Source organism: Micromonospora sp. DT201 (assembly GCF_049841575.1).
In the GTDB taxonomy this organism is placed as follows: Bacteria; Actinomycetota; Actinomycetes; order Mycobacteriales; family Micromonosporaceae; genus Micromonospora.
On record NZ_JBNCKP010000018.1, the window covers coordinates 56,258 to 78,618 of the forward strand.

23 protein-coding genes are annotated in these 22,361 nt (G+C 72.1%); 14 read left to right on the plus strand and 9 right to left on the minus strand.

The features are described 5' to 3' along the window. Positions 1 to 192: 192 nt before the first annotated feature. On the minus strand, positions 193 to 939 hold the full coding sequence (locus ACLQ28_RS25470; RefSeq protein ID WP_425688901.1) for a response regulator transcription factor: 747 nt from the start codon (positions 937 to 939) through the stop codon (positions 193 to 195). After that, the gene (locus ACLQ28_RS25475) at positions 918 to 2,171 is read right to left on the minus strand and encodes a sensor histidine kinase (RefSeq protein WP_425688793.1); all 1,254 of its coding nucleotides are present in this window, start codon (positions 2,169 to 2,171) and stop codon (positions 918 to 920) included. The genes ACLQ28_RS25470 and ACLQ28_RS25475 overlap by 22 nt, the downstream gene beginning before the upstream one ends. Positions 2,172 to 2,302: 131 nt before the next feature. Between ACLQ28_RS25475 and ACLQ28_RS25480 the strand changes: the two genes are divergently transcribed. The 4 genes from ACLQ28_RS25480 to ACLQ28_RS25495 are packed head-to-tail and all read left to right on the plus strand — an operon-like array spanning position 2,303 to position 5,341. After that, a complete protein-coding gene (locus ACLQ28_RS25480) occupies positions 2,303 to 3,199 on the plus strand; it encodes an ABC transporter ATP-binding protein (protein ID WP_425688794.1) in 897 nt (298 codons plus the stop codon). Beyond that, a complete protein-coding gene (locus tag ACLQ28_RS25485) occupies positions 3,196 to 3,993 on the plus strand; it encodes an ABC transporter permease (RefSeq protein ID WP_425688795.1) in 798 nt (265 codons plus the stop codon). The genes ACLQ28_RS25480 and ACLQ28_RS25485 overlap by 4 nt, the downstream gene beginning before the upstream one ends. Before the next feature lie 2 nt (positions 3,994 to 3,995). Further along, positions 3,996 to 4,745, plus strand: coding sequence for a YqeB family protein (locus ACLQ28_RS25490; RefSeq protein ID WP_425688796.1), 750 nt, complete (start codon positions 3,996 to 3,998; stop codon positions 4,743 to 4,745). A gap of 32 nt (positions 4,746 to 4,777) precedes the next feature. Then, the gene (locus ACLQ28_RS25495; protein WP_425688797.1) at positions 4,778 to 5,341 is read left to right on the plus strand and encodes an SOUL family heme-binding protein; all 564 of its coding nucleotides are present in this window, start codon (positions 4,778 to 4,780) and stop codon (positions 5,339 to 5,341) included. Positions 5,342 to 5,437: 96 nt separating this feature from the next. Here ACLQ28_RS25495 and ACLQ28_RS25500 read toward each other — a convergent pair whose 3' ends face one another. From ACLQ28_RS25500 to ACLQ28_RS25510, 3 genes are read right to left on the minus strand one after another with little or no spacing between them, the layout of a single operon-like run. Then, the gene (locus ACLQ28_RS25500) at positions 5,438 to 6,433 is read right to left on the minus strand and encodes a hypothetical protein (RefSeq protein WP_425688798.1); all 996 of its coding nucleotides are present in this window, start codon (positions 6,431 to 6,433) and stop codon (positions 5,438 to 5,440) included. A 43-nt stretch (positions 6,434 to 6,476) separates the two neighbouring features. Further along, positions 6,477 to 8,972, minus strand: a complete 2,496-nt coding sequence (locus tag ACLQ28_RS25505; protein WP_425688799.1) for an FtsX-like permease family protein — start codon at positions 8,970 to 8,972, stop codon at positions 6,477 to 6,479. Further along, positions 8,966 to 9,730, minus strand: a complete 765-nt coding sequence (locus tag ACLQ28_RS25510; RefSeq protein ID WP_425688800.1) for an ABC transporter ATP-binding protein — start codon at positions 9,728 to 9,730, stop codon at positions 8,966 to 8,968. Before ACLQ28_RS25510 ends, ACLQ28_RS25505 begins: the two co-directional genes overlap by 7 nt. Positions 9,731 to 9,899: 169 nt before the next feature. On the opposite strand from ACLQ28_RS25510, the gene ACLQ28_RS25515 reads away from it, so the two are divergent. From ACLQ28_RS25515 to ACLQ28_RS25525, 3 genes are read left to right on the plus strand one after another with little or no spacing between them, the layout of a single operon-like run. Next, positions 9,900 to 11,057: a sensor histidine kinase gene (locus ACLQ28_RS25515; RefSeq protein ID WP_425688801.1), complete on the plus strand. Its 1,158-nt coding sequence runs from the start codon at positions 9,900 to 9,902 to the stop codon at positions 11,055 to 11,057. Further along, positions 11,054 to 11,737, plus strand: a complete 684-nt coding sequence (locus ACLQ28_RS25520; RefSeq protein WP_425688802.1) for a response regulator — start codon at positions 11,054 to 11,056, stop codon at positions 11,735 to 11,737. Before ACLQ28_RS25515 ends, ACLQ28_RS25520 begins: the two co-directional genes overlap by 4 nt. A gap of 28 nt (positions 11,738 to 11,765) precedes the next feature. Beyond that, on the plus strand, positions 11,766 to 12,305 hold the full coding sequence (locus tag ACLQ28_RS25525) for a DUF1697 domain-containing protein (RefSeq protein ID WP_425688803.1): 540 nt from the start codon (positions 11,766 to 11,768) through the stop codon (positions 12,303 to 12,305). 42 nt (positions 12,306 to 12,347) lie between these two features. Here the strand turns inward: ACLQ28_RS25525 and ACLQ28_RS25530 are convergent, their stop codons facing one another. Both ACLQ28_RS25530 and ACLQ28_RS25535 read right to left on the minus strand, forming a co-directional pair. After that, positions 12,348 to 13,325: an MBL fold metallo-hydrolase gene (locus ACLQ28_RS25530; RefSeq protein WP_425688804.1), complete on the minus strand. Its 978-nt coding sequence runs from the start codon at positions 13,323 to 13,325 to the stop codon at positions 12,348 to 12,350. 153 nt (positions 13,326 to 13,478) lie between these two features. Next, positions 13,479 to 14,393 (minus strand): serine hydrolase, encoded by a 915-nt coding sequence (locus ACLQ28_RS25535; RefSeq protein WP_425688805.1) that lies wholly within the window; start codon positions 14,391 to 14,393, stop codon positions 13,479 to 13,481. Positions 14,394 to 14,444: 51 nt separating this feature from the next. Here ACLQ28_RS25535 and ACLQ28_RS25540 point away from each other — a divergent pair, with 51 nt between their 5' ends. From ACLQ28_RS25540 to ACLQ28_RS25550, 3 genes are all read left to right on the plus strand, one after another. Beyond that, positions 14,445 to 15,410: a LysR family transcriptional regulator gene (locus ACLQ28_RS25540; RefSeq protein ID WP_425688806.1), complete on the plus strand. Its 966-nt coding sequence runs from the start codon at positions 14,445 to 14,447 to the stop codon at positions 15,408 to 15,410. A 100-nt stretch (positions 15,411 to 15,510) separates the two neighbouring features. Then, on the plus strand, positions 15,511 to 16,362 hold the full coding sequence (locus tag ACLQ28_RS25545) for an aldo/keto reductase (RefSeq protein ID WP_425688807.1): 852 nt from the start codon (positions 15,511 to 15,513) through the stop codon (positions 16,360 to 16,362). 79 nt (positions 16,363 to 16,441) lie between these two features. After that, positions 16,442 to 17,137 carry a hypothetical protein gene (locus tag ACLQ28_RS25550; protein ID WP_425688808.1) on the plus strand — a complete coding sequence of 232 codons (696 nt, stop codon included), beginning with the start codon at positions 16,442 to 16,444 and terminating at the stop codon, positions 17,135 to 17,137. 81 nt (positions 17,138 to 17,218) lie between these two features. Here the strand turns inward: ACLQ28_RS25550 and ACLQ28_RS25555 are convergent, their stop codons facing one another. Further along, a complete protein-coding gene (locus ACLQ28_RS25555; protein ID WP_425688809.1) occupies positions 17,219 to 18,061 on the minus strand; it encodes a helix-turn-helix transcriptional regulator in 843 nt (280 codons plus the stop codon). A 102-nt stretch (positions 18,062 to 18,163) separates the two neighbouring features. Between ACLQ28_RS25555 and ACLQ28_RS25560 the strand changes: the two genes are divergently transcribed. After that, on the plus strand, positions 18,164 to 18,916 hold the full coding sequence (locus ACLQ28_RS25560; RefSeq protein WP_425688810.1) for an SDR family oxidoreductase: 753 nt from the start codon (positions 18,164 to 18,166) through the stop codon (positions 18,914 to 18,916). A 25-nt stretch (positions 18,917 to 18,941) separates the two neighbouring features. Here the strand turns inward: ACLQ28_RS25560 and ACLQ28_RS25565 are convergent, their stop codons facing one another. Then, positions 18,942 to 19,457, minus strand: coding sequence for a GNAT family N-acetyltransferase (locus ACLQ28_RS25565; RefSeq protein WP_425688811.1), 516 nt, complete (start codon positions 19,455 to 19,457; stop codon positions 18,942 to 18,944). Between the two features lie 134 nt (positions 19,458 to 19,591). Between ACLQ28_RS25565 and ACLQ28_RS25570 the strand changes: the two genes are divergently transcribed. The 3 genes from ACLQ28_RS25570 to ACLQ28_RS25580 are packed head-to-tail and all read left to right on the plus strand — an operon-like array spanning position 19,592 to position 22,057. Then, entirely contained in the window at positions 19,592 to 20,146 is a 555-nt protein-coding gene (locus ACLQ28_RS25570) for an NADPH-dependent FMN reductase (RefSeq protein WP_425688812.1), read from the plus strand. A gap of 43 nt (positions 20,147 to 20,189) precedes the next feature. Further along, entirely contained in the window at positions 20,190 to 21,203 is a 1,014-nt protein-coding gene (locus ACLQ28_RS25575; protein WP_425688813.1) for an ATP-binding cassette domain-containing protein, read from the plus strand. Further along, positions 21,200 to 22,057 (plus strand): ABC transporter permease, encoded by an 858-nt coding sequence (locus ACLQ28_RS25580; RefSeq protein WP_425688814.1) that lies wholly within the window; start codon positions 21,200 to 21,202, stop codon positions 22,055 to 22,057. The genes ACLQ28_RS25575 and ACLQ28_RS25580 overlap by 4 nt, the downstream gene beginning before the upstream one ends. Positions 22,058 to 22,361: the final 304 nt, after the last annotated feature.

Below are 22,361 nucleotides of genomic sequence, written 5' to 3' on the forward strand. Positions count from 1 at the left end.
CAGTATCAGATCGATGGGATCCGTCGACTGCACACCAACTCGCACGGCAGGCCTCCCGCAGCTCGGCAGCGGTACGGCGGACTCACCGCACCGACATCCTCGGCCAGTGGTACGGCCGACGTCGCCCGATAGTTCAAATCCGGTACGCGGTAAGCAGATCCTCCGGCGACAGCCCGCGCGCGCAACCTCCCGTCAGACCAGGCCGGCGTCGTGCACGAGCAGGGCCACCTGGACCCGGTTGTTCAGGTCGAGCCGGGTCAGCAGCCGGGAGACGTACGCCTTCACCGTCGCCACACTCATGAACAGCTCGCCCGCGATCTCCGCGTTGGTCTGACCCCGCCCCAGAGCGACCGCCACCTGCCGCTCCCGCTCACTCAGCCCGGTGAGCAGCCGCAGCGCCCGCTCCCGGCGCGGGTCGGGGCCGACCGGGCCGGGTGCGGCGGCGGTCACGTGGGTGATCAGCTTCCGGGTAACCGTCGGGGAGAGCGTCGCCTCACCGGCTGCCACCCGGCGCACGGCGTGCACGATCTCCGCCGGCGGAGTGTCCTTGAGCAGGAAGCCAGCCGCACCGGCGCGTAGTGCCCGCAGCACCTGCTCGTCGGCGTCGAAGGTGGTCAGCACCAGCACCTCCGGCGGGTGCGGCTGGGCACGCAGCGCCTCGGTGGCGGTCAGCCCGTCCACCCGTGGCATCCGGATGTCCATCAGCACCACGTCCGGGGCGTACGCGGCGACGGCCGCCGGCACCTCGCTCCCGTCGGCCGCCTCGCCAACCACGGTCAGGTCCGGCAGGCCACCGAGGATCATCGAGAGCCCGGCGCGGACCAGGGCGTCGTCGTCCACGATCAGCACGCGCACCGACGGCACGACCGACTCAGGCCCGGCCACTCCAGAAGACCCGGCCGCGCCGGAAGTGCCCGTCACGCCGGCCACGGCAGCCAGGCGGCCAGCCGGAAGTCGCCAGCGTCGTCCCGGCCGTAGGCCAGCTGTCCGCCTGCCAGCGTGACGCGCTCGCTGATGCCCACCAGGCCGGTGCCGGCGCCCGGCAGCGTGCCGCCGGCCTGCGGACCGACCGGCCACCGGTTGCCGATCGCCACGGTCAGACCAGCGCCCGGCCCGCCGGCGACATCCACAGTGACCGCCGCGCCGGCCGCGTGCTTGCGGGCGTTGGTCAGCCCCTCCTGCACGATCCGGTACGCGGCCCGGCCCAGCGCCGCCGGCACCTCCCCCGACCGGTCGACGATGTCGCTGACGTTGACGTTGACGCCAGCCGAGCGCGACTCGGCGATCAGGGCCGGCAGGTCGGCGAGGGTCGGCTGGGGCGGCTCCGGGGCGTCGACATCGCTGTCGACCTCGGCGCGGAGCACCCCGATCACCTCCCGCAGGTCCTGGAGGGCGGCGTGCGCGCTACCCCGGATCACCCCGGCGGCGCGGGCCACCTCGTCGGCCGGTGCGTCCGGCCGGAACTCCAACGCCCCGGCGTGCAGGCTGAGCAGCGAGATCCGGTGGGCCAGCACGTCGTGCATCTCCCGGGCGATGCGGGTGCGTTCGAGGTGGCGGGCCTGGGCGACGCGGAGCTGCTGCTCCGCCTCGGCCCGCTCGGCCCGCTCGCGCAGCGACACGATCAACTGCCGGCGGGCCCGGACGAACATCCCCCAGGCCAGCATGGCGAAGCTGAACACCACGCCCCACGACGCTGTCGCCCAGTACGGCCAGGCCGGGTCCGGACGCAGCCAACTGAAGATCAGGTTGGTGACCAGACCCGCGGCGGTCACCGCCATCGCGATGGCCGTCCGGCGATGCACCACCACGGTGAAGAACATGATCAACAGTGGGATCGCGGCGGCCAGCGAGAACATGGTCAGCGGTGTGGTGGCCACCAGCAGCCCGAGCGGCCACCGCCGGCGCAGCCAGAGCAAGCCACAGCAGACCAGCCCGATCAGGGCGTCAGCGACGGTCATCCAGTCGTGCGGGAGCGGGATCGCGATCGCCGGCTCCGGCGACAGGGCGTCCGCGGTGACGAACAGCACCCAGAGCAGGGAGACCAGGAACGCGACGGTGTCCACGATCCAGTCGCGGGTGGTGCGGCGCGGGTGGGTGCGCCCCTGGTCGGCCGGCACGGCCAGCTCCCCTGGCAGCAGCCAGGGATGCTCCGGGACGGCGAGGCTGGTCACGGCCCTATGCTAGGCAGCCGACGGGCACCACGACCAGCTACCAAAGTCGAGACCGAACCGCTACCAAGGTCGGCGCGGCACCGACCGGCGGCCGCTGCGGATGGCCGGGCGGCGCGGGCAGGCTCAACCGCATGATCACGGTAGAGAACCTCACCAAGCGATACGGGCCACACCCGGCCGTGGACGATGTGTCCTTCCAGTGCGAGCCGGGCACGGTCACCGGCTTCCTCGGCCCCAACGGCGCCGGCAAATCCACCACCATGCGAATGATCTGCGGGCTCACCGCACCAAGCGCCGGCCGCGCCACCGTTTCCGGGCGCCCGTACCGGGAGCTACCCAACCCGGGACGGGAGGTCGGGGTGCTGCTGGACGCCTCCGCCCAGCACGCCGGGCGCACCGGCCGCGAGGCGTTGACGCTGTCCGCGTACACCATGGGTTTGGACCGGCGCGAGGTCGCCGCGAAGCTCGACCTGGTCGGGTTGAACGCGGTGGCGGCGAAGCGACGGGTACGGGCGTACTCGTTGGGCATGCGCCAGCGGCTCGGCCTGGCGCAGGCGCTGCTCGGCGATCCCCGGGTGTTGATCCTCGACGAGCCGGCGAACGGCCTGGACCCGGAGGGGATCTTCTGGATGCGCGGTCTGCTGCGCGACTTCGCCGACCGGGGCGGGACAGTGCTGCTCTCCTCCCACCTGCTGCGCGAGGTGGAGGCGGTCGCGGACCGGCTGGTGGTGATCGGGGGCGGCCGGATCGTGGCCCAGGGCAACAAGAACGAGCTGCTGGCCGGCGGCGGCACGGTGGTCCGGGCCCGCGACGATGCGGCGCTGCGCCGGGCACTGGAGAGGGCCGGGTTGAGCCCCGCCGACAGCTCCGAGGGGCTGCTCGTGCAGGCCGACGCCGAGGCGGTCGGCCAGGCCGCCGCCGATGCCGGCGTCGCGCTGGCCGAGCTGCGCCCCGCCAGTAGCGGTGGCCTCGAACAACTCTTCCTCACCCTGACCGCCGGCGAATCCACCAAGGAGGCCGTCCGATGACCACCACCACCGCGCCCGCCGCCGGCGCCGTCGCGCCCCGGCAGCACACCCCGGTACGCCGTCCGTCGCTGCTCCGGCTCAGCGCCGTGGAGATGCGCAAGCTCGTCGACACCCGGGCCGGCCGTTGGCTGCTGATCACCATCGGCCTGGTCACCGCCGTGATCGTCACCCTGCAGTTGATCTACTCGAAGGACGCCGACCAGACCTTCCCCAACTTCTTCGTCCCGTCGCTGCTGCCGGTGTCGGTGCTGCTGCCGGTGCTCGGCATCCTGTCGATCACCAGTGAGTGGTCGCAGCGGACCGCCCTCACCACGTACGCCCTGGTGCCTCGCCGGGAACGGGTGGTCGTCGCGAAGCTGAACGCCGTGATGCTGACCGCGCTCGCCTCGGTGGTGGCCAGCCTCGTCTTCGCCGCCGTCGGCACGCTCGTGGCCTCGGCCACCGGAGGCGCGGGCACCTGGCAGTTCGACTGGTCACTGCTGCTGAACGCGGTGATCCTGCAGGTCACCGGCGTGCTGACGGGTGCCGCCTTCGGTCTGCTGCTGCTCAACCCGCCGCTGGCGATCGTCGGTTACTTCCTGCTGCCCACCATCTGGGGGGTGCTCGGCGAGATGGTCAAGCCCCTGCGCGGCCCGTCCGAGTGGTTGGACACCAGCAAGACCATGGAGCCGTTGTTCAGCAGCGACGCCGTCACCGGCGGGCAGTGGGGGCGGATAGTGGTGTCCCTCCTCGTCTGGATGGTCCTCCCGCTGGCCGCAGGCCTGTTCCGGACGCTGCGCCGCGAGGTGTCCTGACCATGGACGTCGCAGGTTCTCGGCCACGCACCGTGGTCAGCGGCGGCCCGGTGGAGCTGGCGGTCCTGTGGGGTGGCCTCCCGTTGCTCGGCGCGGGCGCCGGATGGCTCCTCGCCGCGGCGACGGGCTGGCTCACCCGGCTGCCCTGGGTGCCGTTCGGGGGCCTGATCGAATGGCTGGATCGGCTCCCCGAGCCGCAAGCCACCCTCGGCACGATCGCGGTGGGCGTCCTGGCCGGCCTGGTGTTCGCCGGGATCGGCACCGCCGAACGGCTCATCGTCACCGTCGACGCGGCGCAGGTGCGGCTGCGCCGCTCCGACCAGGACCGGACCACCGCACGGGTCGACGCCCGGGTGGTCTTCCTCGCCGACGGGCACCTGGTGCTGCTCGACGGCGACGGCGCCGAACTGGCCCGGGAGTCGACGGACCTGCCAGCCGCGAAGCTGGCCGAGGCCTTCCGGACGCACGGCTGGGGCTGGTCGGACGACGACCCGCACCGGTCGGCGTACCGGCTGTGGGTGCCCGACCTGCCCGGGCTGCCCGCTGGCGCGGACGCACTGCTGCGTGCCCGCGAGCGGGCGCTCGGGCGGGACCGCCGCGACGACGCTCGGGAGCTGCGCCGAGAGCTGGGCCTGATCGGGGTCGTGCTGCGCGACGAGGGCAAACGGCAGTACTGGCGGCTGAACGCGCGGGCAGTCACCCGGGGGCCGGAGCAGCCGACTTCGGCCGAGCGAGAGCCAAATGGGCGGTAGCGTCTGTCCCAGGAGATTCTGGGAGCCGCGCGATGACCGAACAGCAGCCGTACCGGGTGGTGTCCCGACACCCCGGCTTCGAGCTGCGCCGCTACCCGGCCCACCTGGTGGCCGAGATGCAGATCCAGGCGTCGTTCATCCGGGCGCCGATAGAGGCGTTCCGGCCGCTGGCCGCGTACATCGGGGGTGCCAACCGGGCCCGGCACCCGATCGGGACGGCCACGCCCGCGATGCCGGCGGCCACCGGCTCGGAGAAGATCGCGATGACCGCGCCGGTGGTCCAGGTGGAGGGCGAGTGGCCGGGCGCCTACCTGGTCCAGTTCGTCATGCCGGTCACCTTCACCGCCGCCACCCTGCCCGAGCCTGTCGACGCCCGGGTGCGGATCCGCGAGATTCCGGCGCAGTTGGCAGCGGCGACGCGTTTCTCCGGGCGGTGGACCGAGCAGGCGTTCAGCCATCGGGCCACCCTGCTCGGCCGGTCGGTCACCGCGGCCGGGCTGCAACCCACCGGCGCCATCCGGTACGCGCGCTTCGACCCGCCGTGGAAGCCGTGGTTCCTGCGCCGCAACGAAGTCGTGCTGCCGGTCGTCGAGTGAGCTGCCGGCGGGCGGCTGAGCTACCAGCGGGCGGCTGAGGTACCGGCGGGCGGCTGAGGTACCGGCGGGCGGCTGAGCTACCAGCGGGCGGCTGAGCTACCGGCGGGCGGCTGAGGTACCGGCGGCATCGGCGGTCGGCCAGGCCAGCAGCAGGGCCATCCCGAGGCCGGAGAGCAGCCCGCACAGCGAGACCAGCACGTCGGAGTCGGCGGCGTTGATCGGGCTGTTGCCGGCAAGCGCGGTGAACGTCGCCCCGATCGGCAGCATGATCATCATGGGGATGGCCGTAGCCAGCAGGAATGCAAACGGGCCCACCAGCGCGGCGAGGGCGGCCAGTGTGTGGTGCCACCAGATCGGCTGACCGCCCGGCCAGTTCCAGGCCAACAGGGTCACACCGGTGAGCAGCACCGCCCCGAGGGCCATCTCCGGCAGGAGCCGCGTCCCGGGCGCGGCGGCTCGGACCAGCCCCACGCCGAGCAGCGCCGCCACGGCAAGGCCGGCCGCCAACCCGACGCGGGCCCGGGAACGCTCCGGGGCCGCCGCCAGCGCGGCAGCGACGGCCAGCACGACCAGCAGCGCGGCGGTGGCCAGGGCACCCTGATTCAGCTCCGGCTCCCGGTCGGTCGGTGACTCGATGCCGGCCGCCGCGAGCGTCAGCACCCCGGCCACACAGGCCGCGCCGGTCAATGCCTTCCGCTCGGTGGCTGGTGGCGTGCCCCGCTCCCGCCAGAGCAGGAACGCCGTGAGCACGCCGAGCACGGCACACCCCCCGAGCGCGAGCAGCACCGTCGCCTCGACGCCGGTCGGATCGGACCGGTCGATCGCGACGTCTGCGGCGACCCAGCAGCCACCGAGCAGCACCGCCGTTCTGCTCCACCGCAACTGCCCCCGGCCGGCCAACACCAGCCCGACGGACACCGCCATGATCGCCAGGAACCGTAGGTCGCGCGCCCAGTAGGCGTTGTTGCCCGGCAGGTTTTCCGACCACGGGCCGATCGGCTCGGTCAGCGGTTGCAGCACGGTCACACCGAACGCCCACAGCACGACGGCGGCTGCGGAGAGGATCAGCCCGATCGGGCGCGCGGATCGCATCCGTGGAAGGTAGCGTACCGACAGCCCTCCCCAGGGGGCGCGATCATCCGACGACGCCGACCGACGACCGGGCGGGACGGTGGCGCAGCGACCGCCACGTCGGCAGCACGCTCGCCAGCGCCGCCAACAGCAGGCACAGGCCCACCACCCCGGTGACCACCGACCACGGCACCACCAGGTCGACGGGGGCGCCGACCTGCTCGGCGAGGCCCGCACGGATGCTGAGCAAGCCGGCGAACGCGACAGCACCGCCGAGCAGCGCGCCGATCAGCACCACTAGGGCGGCCTCGGCCGTGACGAGCCAGATGACCTGCCTCCGGGTCGCCCCGGCCAACCGGATCAGCCGAAGGTCCGCAGCCCGGCCTGCGGCGGCCAGCAGCAGCGTGTTCGCCACCGCGATGGACCCGTAGCCGGCCGACACACCGATCAGTAGCAGCGTGAACAGCCAGACGAGACGGTCCTCGGCAGCGTCCGCCTCGGCCGCCCAGGTGGCGACGTCGACGACCCGCGCCCCGAGTGGAGGGTCGATCCGGTCCTGGACATACACCGTGGAGGTGAGCGCCGATGGGTCGTGCGTTCGCACCACGGCCCGAGGCAGGAGCAGATCGCCGGGGATCGAGTCGTCGGTGACGACGGCGACGATGCGCAACGACACCGACGTCCCGTCGGCGAAGACCAACGCGTACGGCTGGGACGGCAGCAGGTTCGTCGAGGCGGTGACCACCACCGTGTCGTCACCACGCAGGTCGTTCAGGGAGCCGGCGACGACGGCGAGCGCCCGGTTCGCGGCGGTGAACCCCGCCGGGTCCACACCGAGCGCGGTCAGTGGCCGGTTCTCCGGCAGTGTTCCGGGGTCGGTGCGGAAGACGGTGGTCGGTAGGAGGGCGGTGCCACCGGTCGCGGCGACGGCCTGGTCCGACAGACCGGGCGCCCGGTCGGGCACGACGATCCAGCCGGCGTTCACGTTGTCCGCCCGCCCTGCCGCGTACGCGGCGGTGGTGGTGCGCACCATTCCGGACACCAGGACCGCGAAGGCGACAGTGAGCAGCACCGGCGCGGCGATTGACGCCGTCCGCCGGGTCGCGGTCAACGCTCCACCCCGGACCAGCATTCCAATCGCCCCACCGCGCCGTCGCACCGGAGACCGCAGCAGTCGCACCATCGGCCTGACCACCGCAGGGGCGAGCACGGTAGCACCGGCCACCAGCGCCATCACCGCGTACAGGGCGTACTGCCCCGCGATGCGGGCCTCATCAGCGGTTGCCGTCCCGACGCTGAGAGCGGCCCCCATGGCGACGAGAAGCGCCCCGGTCGCGACGCGTAGCCGCCCGATCGGCCGCTGCTCCACCGCCGCCTCGCGCAACGCCTCCAACGGACGAACCCGTGCGGCCCGTCGTGACGTCGACCAGACGGCCAGCAACGCGATCACCGGCCCGGCGGCGAGCGCGACCGCGACCGGCCAGAGGGCGTACCGGACCTGGAAGGTCGACGGCTCGAGACCGACGTCGACGATCGGCCCGCCCAGCGCCGGAGCGAGCACCAGGCCCACCAGCAGGCCGACGAGCCCGCCCACGACACCGACCGTGAACGCCTCGACGTACACCATGCGGCGGACCTGACGCCCGGTGGCGCCGACGGCGCGCAGCAGGCCCAACTCACGGCGGCGCTGCGCGATGGTGAACGCGAAGGTGGAGGAGACCACGAAGACCGTGACGAAGCCGGCGAGAGCCGCCGTGGCGGTGAGCACCTGCATGCCGATCCACCGGGTACGGGCATCCGTCCGCGGCTCCAGCGCACCACGCGCGTCGCCGGTCAGCACCCGTCCGTCAGCGCCGACGACACCGCCAGCAGCCACGGCGACCTGCTCCGGATCGGTGCCCGGCGTCAGCACCAGGCCAATGGCCCGGACACCGGGTGCGAGCGCGGCAGCGACCTCGTCCGCGACGTGGACGCCGGGCGCGTCGACCAGACCGGTGACGGTGTACGGCTCCGGACCCGCCGCGGTGAGTAGGGTGACCGACCCGCCGACACGCAACCCGAGCGCGCGGTCGACGACCACCTGCCCAGGCGTCCGGGGCGGCTCGCCGGCCGTGAGGCGTAGTCCGCCCAGCCGGGCGCTGGACCAGCCGTGCCCCTGCTGGGCGTCCTCCCGCTGGGCGTCGGTTGCCGGGGGGCGGCCGTCGACGAGCGGCTGGGCGTAGAAGGTCCGGTCCGGGACCGCCGCCGCCACGCCGGGCAGACCGGCCAGCCTGCTGGTGAGTTCCGCCGCCCGGGTGGCGGACCAGGGCCGGGTCGGCACGAACGAGTCAGCCGATGCGCCCGCCTCGGGGCTCTGCACCACGACCGCCGCCTGTGCGAGTCGCTCCGGCACCTGCGGGCGTCCGGAGGCGAGGAGCAGGGTGGTGGTCGCGACCAGCGCCACCCCGAGGGCGACGGCCACGAACGCGCTGGCCGACCGCCGAATGCTCGACACGACCGCGCCACGGCCGTTCCGGATGCTCGACACGAGCGAGCCACGGCCGTTCCGGACGCTCAGCACGACAGCTCCGCGGCAGTCTGCGCCGCGACCGTCTCCCGCTCGGCGATCCGCGCGGCGACGACCGCTGCGGTGATCCCGTCGGTCAGCTCGTCGACGACACGGCCGTCGGCAAGCAGGAGGATCCGATCGGCGTACGCCGCTGCGGCGGGATCGTGGGTCACCATCACCACGGTCTGCCCGTGGTCGTCGACGAGCGCGCGCAGCAGCCGGAGCACCTGCCGGGAGGACGCGCTGTCCAGTGCCCCGGTCGGCTCGTCGGCGAAGACCACCGCCGGACGGGTGATCAATGCTCGGGCCACCGCCACGCGCTGCTGCTCCCCGCCGGACAGCTCACTCGGCCGGTGCCCGGCCCGGTCGGCCAGCCCCACGGCGTCGAGCGCTGCGGTGACGTCCCGGGCCGGCGGGCGACGCCCGGCCAGCCGCGACGGCAACTCGACGTTCTGCGCGGCGGTCAGCGTGGACACCAGGTTGAACGCCTGGAACACGAAGCCGATCCGGTCACGCCGCAGCCGGGTCAGCTCGTTCTCGCCCAGGTCGTTGAGGCGTGTGCCGTCGATCGTGACGATCCCCTCGGTCGGGCTGTCCAGCCCCGCCGCGCAGTGCAGCAGGGTGGACTTCCCCGAGCCTGACGGGCCCATCACCGCCGTGAACGTGCCGGTCGCGAAGCTTGTGGTCACGCCGTCGAGCGCCGTCACCTGCCGGGTTCCGGTGCCGTACACCGCGCGCAGCCCCGTCAGGGTCACCGTATGTGTGGTCATGACCGCAAGGTTGCCGGTTGCGGCAGGTGCCGCGCGTCGTACCGGTGCGGGCACTTTCCGGCCCTCCCCCGGGCGGAGACGCACCCCGATCCGCGACCCAACGTCGTCCCCGAGGATGACGGCCCGCGGGTGGACGCGACCACGCCGGCGGGCCGATACCGTCTACCGGGTGACCCCTCTCCTGCTGTCCCGACGGCTGCGGCCGGCGGAGTTGTACATCGTGGACGTTGTGCTCGCCGTGGCGGTCGGCGGGCTGATCTGCCCGTACGCGGCGCTGGAGTCCCCGCAGCACGGTGGCGTACACGAGCCGATCTGGGTATCCGTGCTCGTCGGGATGGCCCTCGGGCTGCCGTTGGCCGTCCGGCGACGGTGGCCGATCACAGTCGCCGTCGTGCTCAGCTCAGTCACCACCGTTGCCCTGATCACGGGGGTGATTCCCAATTTCGCCGCCGCCGCACCGGCGTTCGCCATCGGCCTGTCCTTCTACACAGTGGCGGCGTCGACGGCCACCCGCCGGTCGGTGCTCTGCGCGGCCGGTTGTCTCGCTCTGGTCAGCGTCGGCCTGGTCCTGACAGCCGGCGACCTGTGGTCGCGTACGGGTGCGGTCGGCTACGCCGCCGTCATGATCACGCCAGCGTGGTTGATCGGCTGGTTGATTCGGGAGCGACGCGCCCTCGACGCCCGGCAGAGTGAGCACCTGGTCCGTCAGGCCGCCACGGAAGAGCGGCTGCGGGTGGCTCGGGAGTTGCACGACGTGGTGGCGCACACGCTGAGCCTCATCGTGGTGAAGGCGGCCATCGCCAACCACGTCGCCGAGGCCGACCCACGGGAGGCGGGAGCCGCCCTGCGGGTGATCGAGGAGACCGGCCGCACCGCGCTGACCGACGTGCGCCGGGTGCTCGGCGTGCTGCGCGAAGGCACCCCGTACGCGCCGACACCCGGGCTGGACGAGCTGCCCATGCTCGCCAGGCAGGCGGCGATCGGCGGCGTCGACGTTCAGCTCGACGTTCGACGGGACGAGCCGGCCGCCGTGGTGCCCGAGTCGGTGAGCCTCGCCGTCTACCGGATCGTGCAGGAGGCAGTGACAAACGTGGTGAAGCACGCGGCGCCCGCCGCCTGCCGGGCAACGGTGACCGTGACGCCCGACGAGGTGCGGGTGGAAGTGACCGACGACGGCCGGCGTCCAGTCCTCACCGGCGAGGATGGGCACGGGCTGATCGGCATGCGGGAACGCGTGGCGTTGCACGGCGGCGAGTTCTGCGCCGGGCCACGCTCGGCCGGGGGCTTCGCCGTGACGGCCCGCCTGCCGTACCGGGTGGCCGCGTGATCCGCGTGCTGATCGCCGACGACCAGGCGCTGCTGCGTGGCAGCTTCCGACTGCTTGTCGACCTGACCCCGGATTTCACCACCGTCGGCGAGGCGGGCACCGGCGTGGAGGCTGTCGCGTTGACCGAACAGCACCGGCCGGACGTGGTGTTGATGGACGTGCGGATGCCGGAGATGGACGGCATCGAGGCGACCCGACGAATCTGCGCCGACCCGGTGACAGCCGGCACCCGGGTCATCATCCTGACCACGTTCGACCTGGACGAATACGTCTACGGGGCGTTGCGCGCCGGCGCCAGCGGGTTCCTGCTCAAGGACACCCCACCGGCGGACCTGCTGGCCGGGATCCGGGTGGTCGCCGCCGGCGAGGGGCTGCTCGCGCCCACGGTGACCCGCCGGCTGATCGACGAGTTCGCCCGGCGGCCGGAGCCGACCCGGCCGTTGCCGCGCCGGCTGGACGGGGTGACCGAGCGGGAACGGGAAGTGCTCGCGCTGATCGCCCGGGGTCTGTCCAACGCGGAGCTGGCCGTGCACCTCAGTCTCAGCCCGGCCACGGTCAAGACGCACGTCGGGCGGTTGCTGACCAAACTGGCGGCGCGCGATCGGGCGCAGTTGGTCATCGTCGCGTACGAAACGGGCCTGGTGGGTCCGGGCGGGTCGAGGTCGGCCGACCTAGGCTGAGCGGATCGGCTGCACCCGAGGAGGCACCATGACCCGGTACGTCGCCCTGCTGCGCGGGGTCAACGTCGGCACTACCCGTCTGGCGATGGCCGACCTGCGTCGGATCGTCACGGATCTCGGCCACGAGGACGTCAAGACGTACCTGCAGAGCGGCAACGTCGCCTTCGGCAGCTCGGTGCGCGACGCCGAGAAGGTGGCCGCCGGGATCAAGCAGGCGCTCACCGACGAGCTGGCGTTGACCGTGCCGGTGCTGGTGCGCAGCGGCCGGGAGTTGGCGGCGGTGGCCGGCGGCAACCCGTACGCCGATCGGGAGGATGACCCGACGAGGTTGCTGGTGGCCTTCCTCGCGACCCCTCCGAAGAAGTCCACCGTGGACGCCCTCACCGTGCCGGGCAGCGAGAACGTGTCGTTCACGGTGACCGGCCGGGAGGTCTTCCTGCACTTCGTCGACGGCGGTTACGGGCGGTCGAAGTTCACAAACGCGTACCTGGAGAAGAAGCTCGCCGTGGTGGCCACCACCCGCAACTGGAAGTCGGTGCGCGCCCTGGCCGAGATGGCCGCCGCCTGACCCCGGCGGGGGTCGCGGCCCTGCGACCCCCACCGGCGCTGGTCAGAAGTGGTACGCGGTTTCGTACTCGGGCACCAGCACCCGGCTGCGCGGCGAGATCCGGCGCACCGCGGCGATCATGTCGTCCAGCCGGACACGGTCGGCCGGGGCGACGACCGGCGGGTTCTGCAACCCGGTCTCGAAGTTGTCGTAGTGCACCGGCACCACGACCTTTGGGTAGTCGAGGCCGGCCAGCAGTCGGGGCAGGTAGTCGCCGGTGGTCGTGGCGCTCTGCACGGCCACCATCGCCACGTCCGGTGCCAGGCCGGTGAGGTTGCGCTCGGCGACGTCGCTGGCCCCGGTGAAGTAGACCGACGGGCCGCCGTCGACGCGCAGCAGATAGCCCAGCGTGTCGCCCTCCGGCAGGTCGCCAATGGTCGCCGGCTTCGCCGGCTGACTCACGCGCACCCCCGGAAACGCCACCGCGTACCCCGCGTTGCGGCTGTGCAACGAGCTGACCACCTCGACGCTGTGGTCGCCGAAGTCGAGCACCTCGCCACCCTTGACGGCGCTGAGCTGCGCCGCCGGCACACCGTAGGCCAACCCCAGGTGGTACGCGGTAAGCGTGCCGAACACCCGCGCACCCGTGCGGCCGGCGATGTAGGGCACGTCCATGAAGTGGTCCCAGTGGGTGTGCGTGACCAGCACCGTCGTGGCCCGGTCGACGCGCGCGTCGATCACGTCGGTGCGCACGGTCAGCGGAGTGGCCGTGTTGAACGCGCCGGTGAACAGCCCGGTGTCGATCCGGCTGAGGAACGGGTCGACGAGGACGGTCCGGTCGCCGATGTCGACGCGCCACCCGGCCGTACCCCACCAGCGGAAGCTGACCGCGCCTTTACGACGGGCGGTTGGCGTGGGTGCGGCGGCCGGCGGCGCGGCTTGAGCCGGGGTGGCGGAGCCTGCGACGAGACCACCGGCGGAGACCAGGGCGGTGGTGGCGGCGGCGTCCCGCAGGAAGCGACGGCGGTCGAGGTTGGGCATGCGGATCTACTCCCCGTGGTCGGGTGATCGGTCGACACGAGCCAACCAGCGCCACCGGGCTCCGGTCCAAGATCGAAGGCCGTCGGCTCCGATACGCCGCCGCATATCGGGCCTGCTCAGACACCGTGCGATGAGGTGCAGGCGGACGGGAAATCAGTTGCCGCGCAGCGCCTCGACGGCCGTACGGGCCGCCCGTCCCATCGCCAGGTCCACGTCGATCCGGCGCGGGGCCAACTCGTCGGCGCGGGCGAAGACAGCGATGGCGTACCGGCCGCCGTCGGGGTATTCGGCGACCCCCGCCTCCAGGTGCAACCCGGGCAGGGTGCCGGTCTTTCCGGAGACCCGGACGCCGGGCGGGAACCCGGCGGCCAGGCGGGTCCAGAAGATCTGCCGAGCCATCCAGGTGCGGACCATCGCGCAGGCCGCCGCCGGCCCGGCCTCGTCCCGCCAAATGAGCGTGAGCAGCCGCGTGATCTCCCGGGCCGTACTGGAGGTGGTGCGCGCCGGGTCGAAGACCCGCATGGCCCGAACCCGGTCCGCCGGCAACGTGGGGAAGATCCGGGCGAACTCCGCCTCGGTCCGTGCACCCACGTCGGCGAGCATCAGCTCAACCAGCTCCCGAGGACCGCCGAGGACGCGGGTACGGGTCAGCCCCAGCTCGCTGGCGAGCATGGGCAGCAGGTCCGGGCCGACCCGGCGCAGCAGCAGGTCGGCGGCCGTGTTGTCGGTGACCGACATGGCGAAGTACGCGAGGTCACGCAGCGACACCTCGGCGTCGTCGGTGCACCCGGCCAGACCCCACCCGCCGAGCCGGTCGGCGGCGGTGACCACAATTCGCTCGGTCGGGTCCAGCTGACCGGCCTCGACCTGCCGGGCAAACTCCAGCACCAGCAGGATCTTGAAGATCGAGGCGATCACCACCTGCTCGTCGGCCCGCACCCCGATCTCCCGAGCACCGCCGCCCGGCCCGTCGAAGGTCAGGTCGACCGCGTCCAGGTCGACGACGTGCATGCTGGCCGTCACCCCGGCGACGGCGAAGATGGTCTCGATGCGCTCGTCCACGTCCACCCGAGCACGGTATCCAGCGGCGTCGTGCCAGCGCTGGCGTAGGGTCCGCCCGTGGATCTGCTCCGACACCTGCGGCATTTCGTGGTGGTGGCACACGAGTTGCACTTCGGGCGGGCCGCGGAGCTGCTCGGGATGGCTCAGCCACCACTGAGCCAGTCGATCCAGCGGTTGGAACGGGAGTTGACTGTCGAGTTGTTCGACAGGTCCCGCCGCCAGGTACGCCTCACCACCGCCGGTGAGCTGCTGCTCGGCGAGGCGGAGGAGTTGCTCGCCGGTGAGGGGCGACTACGTAACCTGATGGGGCAGATCCGTGCCGGTGAGCTCGGCGTACTCCGGGCCGGGGTGCCGCCCGAGACGCCTGCGGTGACGCTGCGCGCGCTGCTGGACGGGCTCACCACCCGGGCACCCGGCCTGGACGTGGAACTACACGAGCTGACCACAGCCGAGCAGGTGCGGATGCTCGCCGAGCGGGCCCTGGACGTGGGGCTGGTGCACCATCCCGTGACGGCGGACGGGCTGCGCTTCGGCGCCCCGGTCGACGTACCCCTGGGGGTGCTGCTGCCGCGCACCTCGCCGCTGGCCCGCGGCCGTGCGGTGACACTCGCGTCGCTGGCCGGTCTGGATCTGGTGGCCGCGCCCCGGGCCACCGCGCCCGGCTGGCACGACCACCTGCTGGGCGTGTGCCGGCAGCACGGTTGGCACCCAACTCGGGTGCGCCCGGCCCGCAACCCGGAGTTCCTCTTCGGGCTGGTGCTGGCCGGGGGCGGGGTGGCCGTGGAACCGGCGACGGTGGCGCGACGGGAACCTCGGATCGCTTGGCGGCCGATCGCCGGCGCACCGCTGGCCAAGCGCACCTCGGCGGCCTGGCCGGACCGGTCGGCACACCCGGCGGCGTCGATGTTCGGGCAGCTCGCCGCCGAGGTGCTGGCCGACGCCGAGCCCGCGCCGACCGCTCCGGCCGAGACGTTGGTGCCAGCGGCACGGCCCTGGCCGGTGCTGTTCGACACGACCGGGTGAACGGCTCCGACGTTGCGCTCGTCACCCGACGTTGGGCGGTGAATCACCGGCAAGCTCGGGTAGGGATGACAGGCAACGAAGATGACGCGAAGGAGCCGCAATGGCCAACATGATTCCCGACATCAGCCTGAACGACGGCACCACCATTCCGCAGCTCGGCTTCGGGGTGTTCCAGATCGAGCCCAAGGACACCGTCGCGGCGGTGACCACGGCATTCGAGGCGGGTTACCGGCACATCGACACCGCCGAGATGTACGGCAACGAGGCCGAGGTCGGCGAAGCGGTACGCGTCTCCGGCCTGGACCGGGGCGCGGTCTACGTGACCAGCAAGCTGAACAACGCTTTCCACCGCCCCGACGACGCCCGCAAGGCGTTCGACTCGACGCTCGCGGCGCTGAAGATGGACTACATCGACCTGTTCCTGATCCACTGGCCGCTGCCGACCCTGTACGACGGTGACTACGTCTCCACCTGGAAGGTGCTGGAGGAGTTCCAGCGCGACGGCCGCGCCCGCTCGATCGGCGTGTCGAACTTCCAGGTGTCGCACCTGCGGCGGCTGGCCACCGAGGCGAGCGTCGTGCCGGCGGTGAACCAGATCGAGGCGCACCCGTACTTCGGCAACGAGGAGGTCCGCGCCTACGGCCGCGAGCACAACATCCTCACCGAGGCGTGGTCGCCGATCGCGCAGGGCAAGGTGCTGGACGACCCGACGGTGGTCGACATCGCCGGGCAGCTCAGCCGGACCCCGGCGCAGGTGGTGCTCCGCTGGCACGTGCAGCGCGGCGACATCATCTTCCCGAAGTCGACCACCCCGAAGCGGATCGAGGAGAACACTCGGATCTTCGACTTCGAGCTGGACGCCACCGCGATGGAGCGGATCACCGTGCTGGACAGGGGCGAGGCCGGCCGGCAGGGCCCAGACCCGGACACCTTCGCCTACCTGCCGGTGTGATGCGACGGCCGGCGACGGCGCTCAGTGAACGGGGGCCCATTCGGGCCCCCGTTCCGCGTGAGAGGACCACCCCCCGGCAATGTCGCTCCGCCGTACCACTTTGGCTTTCCTGTCGTTGCTTTTGCTCGGGCCTGCGGCCTGCGCACCGAGCCAGGCCGCCGGCGCTCCCCGCTGGTCCGCGCCGACGGCCTCGGCCTCGCCGACCCCGCCGAAGCCACGCCCGGCGCCGACGTCCACCGCCGACGTCCGCAACCGGGTCACCACGGCGATGCTGAACCTGAATGCGGAGTTCCACCCGGAGACGGCGCAGTACACCGACGAGAACACCACGGCGTGGAAGCTGATCTCGTTGTGCAGGTCCAGCCTGCCGTCGGACGTCAAACGCACCGCCTACCGGGAGCGAGTTTGGGACGGCGAGAACGTGTGGATCCGGCAGTACGTGATCGGCTACCTGAAGGTGCCCGGCCGCAAGCTCGCCGACGAGCTGCGGTCCGTCCTCACGACGTGCAAGCAGTACGAGGTGCCCGACGACGGGCGCACCTCGACCATCCTGCGGCCGTCGCCCCCTCCACTGCCGAACGGCCCGGACGTGATCACCTTCTGCGAGCGGCTGAGCGGGAAGACTGTCCTGCACCAGTGCACGCTCGTCCTGGCGCGCGGCAACTTCGTCATGGAGGTGGACACCTCGATGACCAACGGTGACCTCGCGGCCGGCACCGCACTGATCGCGAAGATCGCGCCGCTCGCGGTGGCCGCCCTGGAGAAGATCGCCTGAACGCTGCCGGGGGCTGGAGCGGGACATTTCGCTCTACCGGCGGTCCGACCACGGAGACGGGCTGGTCGGCTGCCGGTCAGGTCAGGACCCGACGCGCTCGGCGATCCGCCGGAACGCCGCCTGAGTCGGCGAGCCGGGCTCGGGGACGTAGACGATCATCCGTTGGTCGGTCTCCGGCACCAGCAGCACCCGGCACTCGAACTCCAACGGCCCCAGTTCCGGGTGCGGCACCCGCTTGACGACTGGGCGGCGTTCCCCGACCTCGTGCTCGGCCCAGAGCTGAGCGAATCGGGGCGAGGTGCCGAGCAACTCGGTGACCAGCTCACGGATCGCCGGGTCGGCCGGGTAGCGGCCGTAGGCGGCCCGCAAATCCGCCACCGTGCTGCGCACGAAGCGAAGCACCTCCGCGTCGGTCCAGTAACCGCTGGTCGCCGGCTGCCGAAACGTCCAACGGATCATGTTGCGGTCCGCGTCCGGCACGGCCGAGAGATCCCCCACGAAGTACGTGGCAAGCTGGTTCCAGGCCAACACGTGGTAGGCGGCGTCGACGAGGTACGCCGGAGTTTCGGTCATCGCGTCGAGCAGGTGCCGCAGGCCGGGGTTCACCTCCCGGCTCGGCCCGCCGGCCAGTGGCGGATTCTCCCCGGCGATCCGGAACAGGTACTCGCGCTCGTCCCGGCTCAGCAGCAGCGCCCGGGCCATCGCGGCGAGCACCTGCCGGGACGGGTGCGGCCCACGGCCCTGCTCCAGCCGGATGTAGTAGTCGATCGACATTCCGGCGAGCTGGGCCACCTCCTGTCGGCGCAGGCCGGGGGTGCGCCGGCGTACCCCGTCGGGGAGGCCGACCTCGGCGGGCCGCAACCGGGCCCGGCGGGTGCGCAGGAACGCCGCCAGTTCGTCACGCCGCAGCCCGCTGCTCGTCATGCCCCCAGCATGCCTCGGCCCGGGTCAGCGAGGGTGGTACCGCTGGTCCCAGCCTCGGCCCGTCTCTCCCCATCTGCCGCCCGCGAGGACAGGATCGACGGCATGACGAACACGACCGCCCTGATCACCGGGGCCAACAAGGGAATCGGGCTCGCCACCGCCCGACAGCTCGGCGGGCTCGGAATGACCGTGCTGGTCGGCGCGCGGGACGCCGAGCGGGGTCGGGCAGCGGAACGGGAGCTGCGCGACGGCGGCGCGGACGCCCGGTTCGTGCCGCTGGACGTCACCGACGCCGAGTCGGTGGCAGCCGCCGCGAAACTGGTGGAGTCGGAGTACGGCCGGCTGGACGTGCTGGTCAACAACGCCGGCATCATCCTCGCCGACGGCACGCTGGGGCTGCCCAGCGAGACGACCGTGGCGACGATGCGCGGGGTGTACGAGACGAACGTGTTCGGGGTGGTGACGGTGACCAACGCGCTGCTTCCACTGCTGCGCCGGGCACCGGCGGCCCGGATCGTCAACGTCTCCAGCGAGGTCGGCTCGATCGCGGTGATGACCGACCCGAACAGCGCGCTGGTCGAGTTGACCTCAGTGCCCTACCCGTCGTCGAAGACGGCGCTGAACATGCTCACCGCCATGTACGCCAAGGAGCTGCGGGACACCCCGATCAAGGTGAACGCGGCCAACCCCGGCTACTGCGCCACCGACCTCAACAGCCACCACGGCTTCCGCACCCCCGAGCAGGGCGCCGAGGTGAGCGTGCACCTGGCGACCCTGCCGGCCGACGGGCCGAGCGGGCTGCTCTGGGGCTTCCAGATGGACGCCGGCGGCGGTTACGGGGTGCTGCCCTGGTGACCTGCCAGCAGCCGCCCCGCCGACCTCAACTCCCGGTCGGCGGGGCGGTCAGGTCGAACTGCCAATCGTTGGCACGCATCATCTGCCCCGGCGGGTATTCGAAATCCGTCTCGCCCAGCAGGGTGAAACCAGCCTTACGGCAGACCGCGTTCGAGGCGGGATTGCCGACCGAGGGGTAGGCGTGGGCGTAGCGCCGGTCCCGCCGGGCGCGGGCCACGTCGACGACCGCACGCACCGCGGCGCTGGCCAGGCCCTGCCCCCGGTACGCGGGCAGCACCGCCCAGCCCATCTCGTACACCTGTTGCTCGCGCCACTTCCGGGCCCAGTAGCCGACGCTGCCCGCCCGTGCGCCGTCCGGCAGCACCAGCGTGAACATGCAGCCCTGCCCAGCGTCGGCGAAGTGCACGTACCGGTCGTGCCGGGCAACCACCTGCGCGTCGGTCTCCGGACCGCCGGTGTGCTTGCGAGTGTCCGGTGAGTTGAGCTCCCGCAGCAGGTCGAGGTCGTCCTCGTGCCACGGTTGGATGCGGACCTGTGCCATTCCAATCCCCTGTTCGTCGGCCCCAGCCAAGCCGACCTCTCTGACATTCTGCCCCGAAACGGCCCCGCTAGATCGGATCTAGCGGGCTCCCTCGCGCCTGATGGGTGGGACCGGCAGACCGGGGAGGGGTAACGATGACACCGTTGCGGATCGCCGTGATCATCGGCAGCACCCGGGAGGGGCGGGCCGGCGATCAGGTCGCCCGATGGTTCATCGACCAGGCCACGCCGCACGACGACCTGGCGGTGACGGTCGTTGACCTGACCGAGTACGACTTTCCGGCCACCTATCCCGCCGAGCCGACCACGTCCATCCGGGCGTTCGTTCGCGAGGTGGATCGGGCGGAGGCGTTCGTCGTGGTCACTCCGGAGTACAACCACAGCTTCCCAGCGCCCTTGAAACAAGCCATCGACTACGCGTACGACGAGTGGCAGGCCAAACCCGTCGGCTTCGTGGCGTACGGCTGTCGGTCGACCGGCCTGCACGCGGTCGACCAGCTACGCACGGTCTTCACCGCGCTGCATGCGATGACGGTGCGTGACGTAGTCGGGATCGACCTGCTCGCGGGCGATCCGACGCCCCAGTGCAGCGACGAGCTGCGCCGCGACGCCACCGTCCTGCTCGACCAGCTCCGCTGGTGGGGGCTGGCCCTGCGCCACGGCCGGGCGGCCCGGCCCTACGCCTCCTGAACACGTCGTCTCCTGAACACGTCACATACGAAAGGTACGAATCATGAGTAGACGCACCACCGGCCTGGCCATCGAGGCCGAGGGGCTCACCCGCTCGTTCGGGGAGACCCGGGCGCTGGCCGGGATCGACCTGCAGGTGCCCGCCGGCACCGTCTACGGCCTGCTCGGCCCGAACGGGGCGGGCAAGACCACCGCAGTCCGGGTGCTCGCGACGTTGCTGCGCCCCGACGGCGGCTCGGCACGGGTCTTCGGGCACGACGTGGTCGCCGAGGCCGACAGGGTCCGTTCCCGGGTCAGCCTCACCGGCCAGTACGCCTCGGTCGACGAGGACCTGACCGGTACGGAGAACCTGGTGCTCCTCGCCCGTCTGCTCGGCCTGCGCAAGCCGGCCGCCCGGGAACGCGCGGCGGCCCTGCTCGCCGCGTTCGGTCTGACCGAGGCGAGCGACCGTCAGGTAAAAAAATATTCGGGTGGGATGCGGCGGCGCATCGACATCGCCGCGAGCATCCTCAACACGCCTGACCTGCTCTTCCTCGATGAGCCGACGACCGGTCTCGACCCGCGTAGCCGTAACCAGGTGTGGGAGATCGTGCGGGCGGTGGTCTCGCACGGCACGACGGTGCTGCTGACGACGCAGTACCTTGACGAGGCCGACCAGCTCGCCGGGCGGATCGCGGTCGTCGACCACGGCCGCGTGATCGCGGAGGGCACCCCGGGCGAGTTGAAGTCGTCGGTCGGCTCCGGCACCGTCCACCTGCGACTGCGTGACCCGGCGCAGCGGCCCGAGGCGGAGAAGGTGCTCCGGGAGGCGCTCGACGTGCCGGTGCAGCTCGCCGCCGACCCGGTGGCGTTGACCGCCCGGGTCGGTGAGACCGGCACCGACCTCGACGCCAGCGCCCAGGCCGCTCGCGCGCTCGGCGACCTGGCTCGTGCCGGCATCGTCGTCGACGACTTCTCCCTCGGCCAGCCGAGCCTGGACGAGGTCTTCCTGGCCCTGACCGACCACCCCGCCGTGCCGGCCGACGAGCGCGACGACGAGCTGGAGGCAGCCCGATGAGCGACGCCACGACCACCACGACCGAACGGGCGCCGTCCGTCTACGTCCCGTCCGCCGAGGCGCTGGCGACCGTGCTCGCGCCCAGTGCCCGACCGCCCCGGCCGAGCGCGCTGGGCGCGTCGCTCACCTTCGGCTGGCGGGCCATGCTGAAGATCAAGCACGTGCCGGAGCAGCTGTTCGACGTGACCGCGTTCCCGATCATCATGGTGCTGATGTTCACGTACCTGTTCGGCGGTGCCCTCGCCGGCAGCCCTCGTGAATACCTGCAGTTCTTCCTGCCCGGCATCATGGTCACCAGCGTCGTGATGATCACCATGTACACCGGGGTCGGCCTCAACACCGACATCGAGAAGGGCATCTTCGACCGGTTCCGGACGCTGCCCGTCTGGCGCCCAGCCGCCCTGGTCGGCATGATCTTCGGCGACGTGCTGCGCTACATCCTCGCCGCCCTGGTGATCCTGGGCCTGGGGCTGGTGCTCGGTTTCCGGCCCGCAGGCGGGGTGCTCGGCGCTGCCACCGGGATCGGGCTGCTTGTGGTCTTCTCGTTCGCGTTCTCCTGGGTGTGGACGTTCTTCGGGCTGATCCTGCGCAGCGAGAAGTCGGTGATGGGGGTCAGCATGATGGTGCTGTTCCCGCTGACGTTCCTGAGCAACGTGTTCGTCGAGCCGAGCACCATGCCCGGCTGGCTCCAGGCATTCGTGAAGGTCAACCCGGTGACTCAGCTTGTCGCGGCGATCCGCGGGGCGATGAGCGGCGACTCGGACCCGTCGGCCACGATGTGGCTTCTGCTGTGGAGCGCCGGATTCGTGCTCGTCTTCGGCACCCTGACCATGTACAGATACAACCGCCGCTGACCCCGCTCCCCGCCCAGCCCCAACCCCCACCCGGCCCCCAGCCCCCGGCCCAGCCCAGCCCCCGCCCAGCCCCGCTCCGCCCCGCCCCCGCCCCGCCCCGCCCCGCCCCGCCCCGCGATCTTGCACTTTCTGCGCCGACATAAGTGGCATATCTGGCTGAAACGGCAGCAGAAAGTGCAAGATCGCGGGAGGGGTGGGGGTGGGGGCGGGGCGGGGTGGGGGCGGGGCGGGGTGCGGGCGGGGCGGGCAGGGGCGGGGTGCGGGCGGGGCGGGCAGGGGCGGGGTGCGGGCGGGGCGGGAGGGT

Coding starts and splice junctions, on each gene's coding strand:
- ACLQ28_RS25480 (WP_425688794.1), top strand. CDS start 2,303: ATGATCACGGTAGAGAACCTCACCAAGCGATACGGGCCACACCCGGCC.
- ACLQ28_RS25485 (WP_425688795.1), top strand. CDS start 3,196: ATGACCACCACCACCGCGCCCGCCGCCGGCGCCGTCGCGCCCCGGCAG.
- ACLQ28_RS25490 (WP_425688796.1), top strand. CDS start 3,996: ATGGACGTCGCAGGTTCTCGGCCACGCACCGTGGTCAGCGGCGGCCCG.
- ACLQ28_RS25495 (WP_425688797.1), top strand. CDS start 4,778: ATGACCGAACAGCAGCCGTACCGGGTGGTGTCCCGACACCCCGGCTTC.
- ACLQ28_RS25500 (WP_425688798.1), bottom strand. CDS start 6,433: ATGCGATCCGCGCGCCCGATCGGGCTGATCCTCTCCGCAGCCGCCGTC.
- ACLQ28_RS25510 (WP_425688800.1), bottom strand. CDS start 9,730: ATGACCACACATACGGTGACCCTGACGGGGCTGCGCGCGGTGTACGGC.
- ACLQ28_RS25525 (WP_425688803.1), top strand. CDS start 11,766: ATGACCCGGTACGTCGCCCTGCTGCGCGGGGTCAACGTCGGCACTACC.
- ACLQ28_RS25530 (WP_425688804.1), bottom strand. CDS start 13,325: ATGCCCAACCTCGACCGCCGTCGCTTCCTGCGGGACGCCGCCGCCACC.
- ACLQ28_RS25545 (WP_425688807.1), top strand. CDS start 15,511: ATGGCCAACATGATTCCCGACATCAGCCTGAACGACGGCACCACCATT.
- ACLQ28_RS25550 (WP_425688808.1), top strand. CDS start 16,442: ATGTCGCTCCGCCGTACCACTTTGGCTTTCCTGTCGTTGCTTTTGCTC.
- ACLQ28_RS25555 (WP_425688809.1), bottom strand. CDS start 18,061: ATGACGAGCAGCGGGCTGCGGCGTGACGAACTGGCGGCGTTCCTGCGC.
- ACLQ28_RS25560 (WP_425688810.1), top strand. CDS start 18,164: ATGACGAACACGACCGCCCTGATCACCGGGGCCAACAAGGGAATCGGG.
- ACLQ28_RS25565 (WP_425688811.1), bottom strand. CDS start 19,457: ATGGCACAGGTCCGCATCCAACCGTGGCACGAGGACGACCTCGACCTG.
- ACLQ28_RS25570 (WP_425688812.1), top strand. CDS start 19,592: ATGACACCGTTGCGGATCGCCGTGATCATCGGCAGCACCCGGGAGGGG.
- ACLQ28_RS25575 (WP_425688813.1), top strand. CDS start 20,190: ATGAGTAGACGCACCACCGGCCTGGCCATCGAGGCCGAGGGGCTCACC.
- ACLQ28_RS25580 (WP_425688814.1), top strand. CDS start 21,200: ATGAGCGACGCCACGACCACCACGACCGAACGGGCGCCGTCCGTCTAC.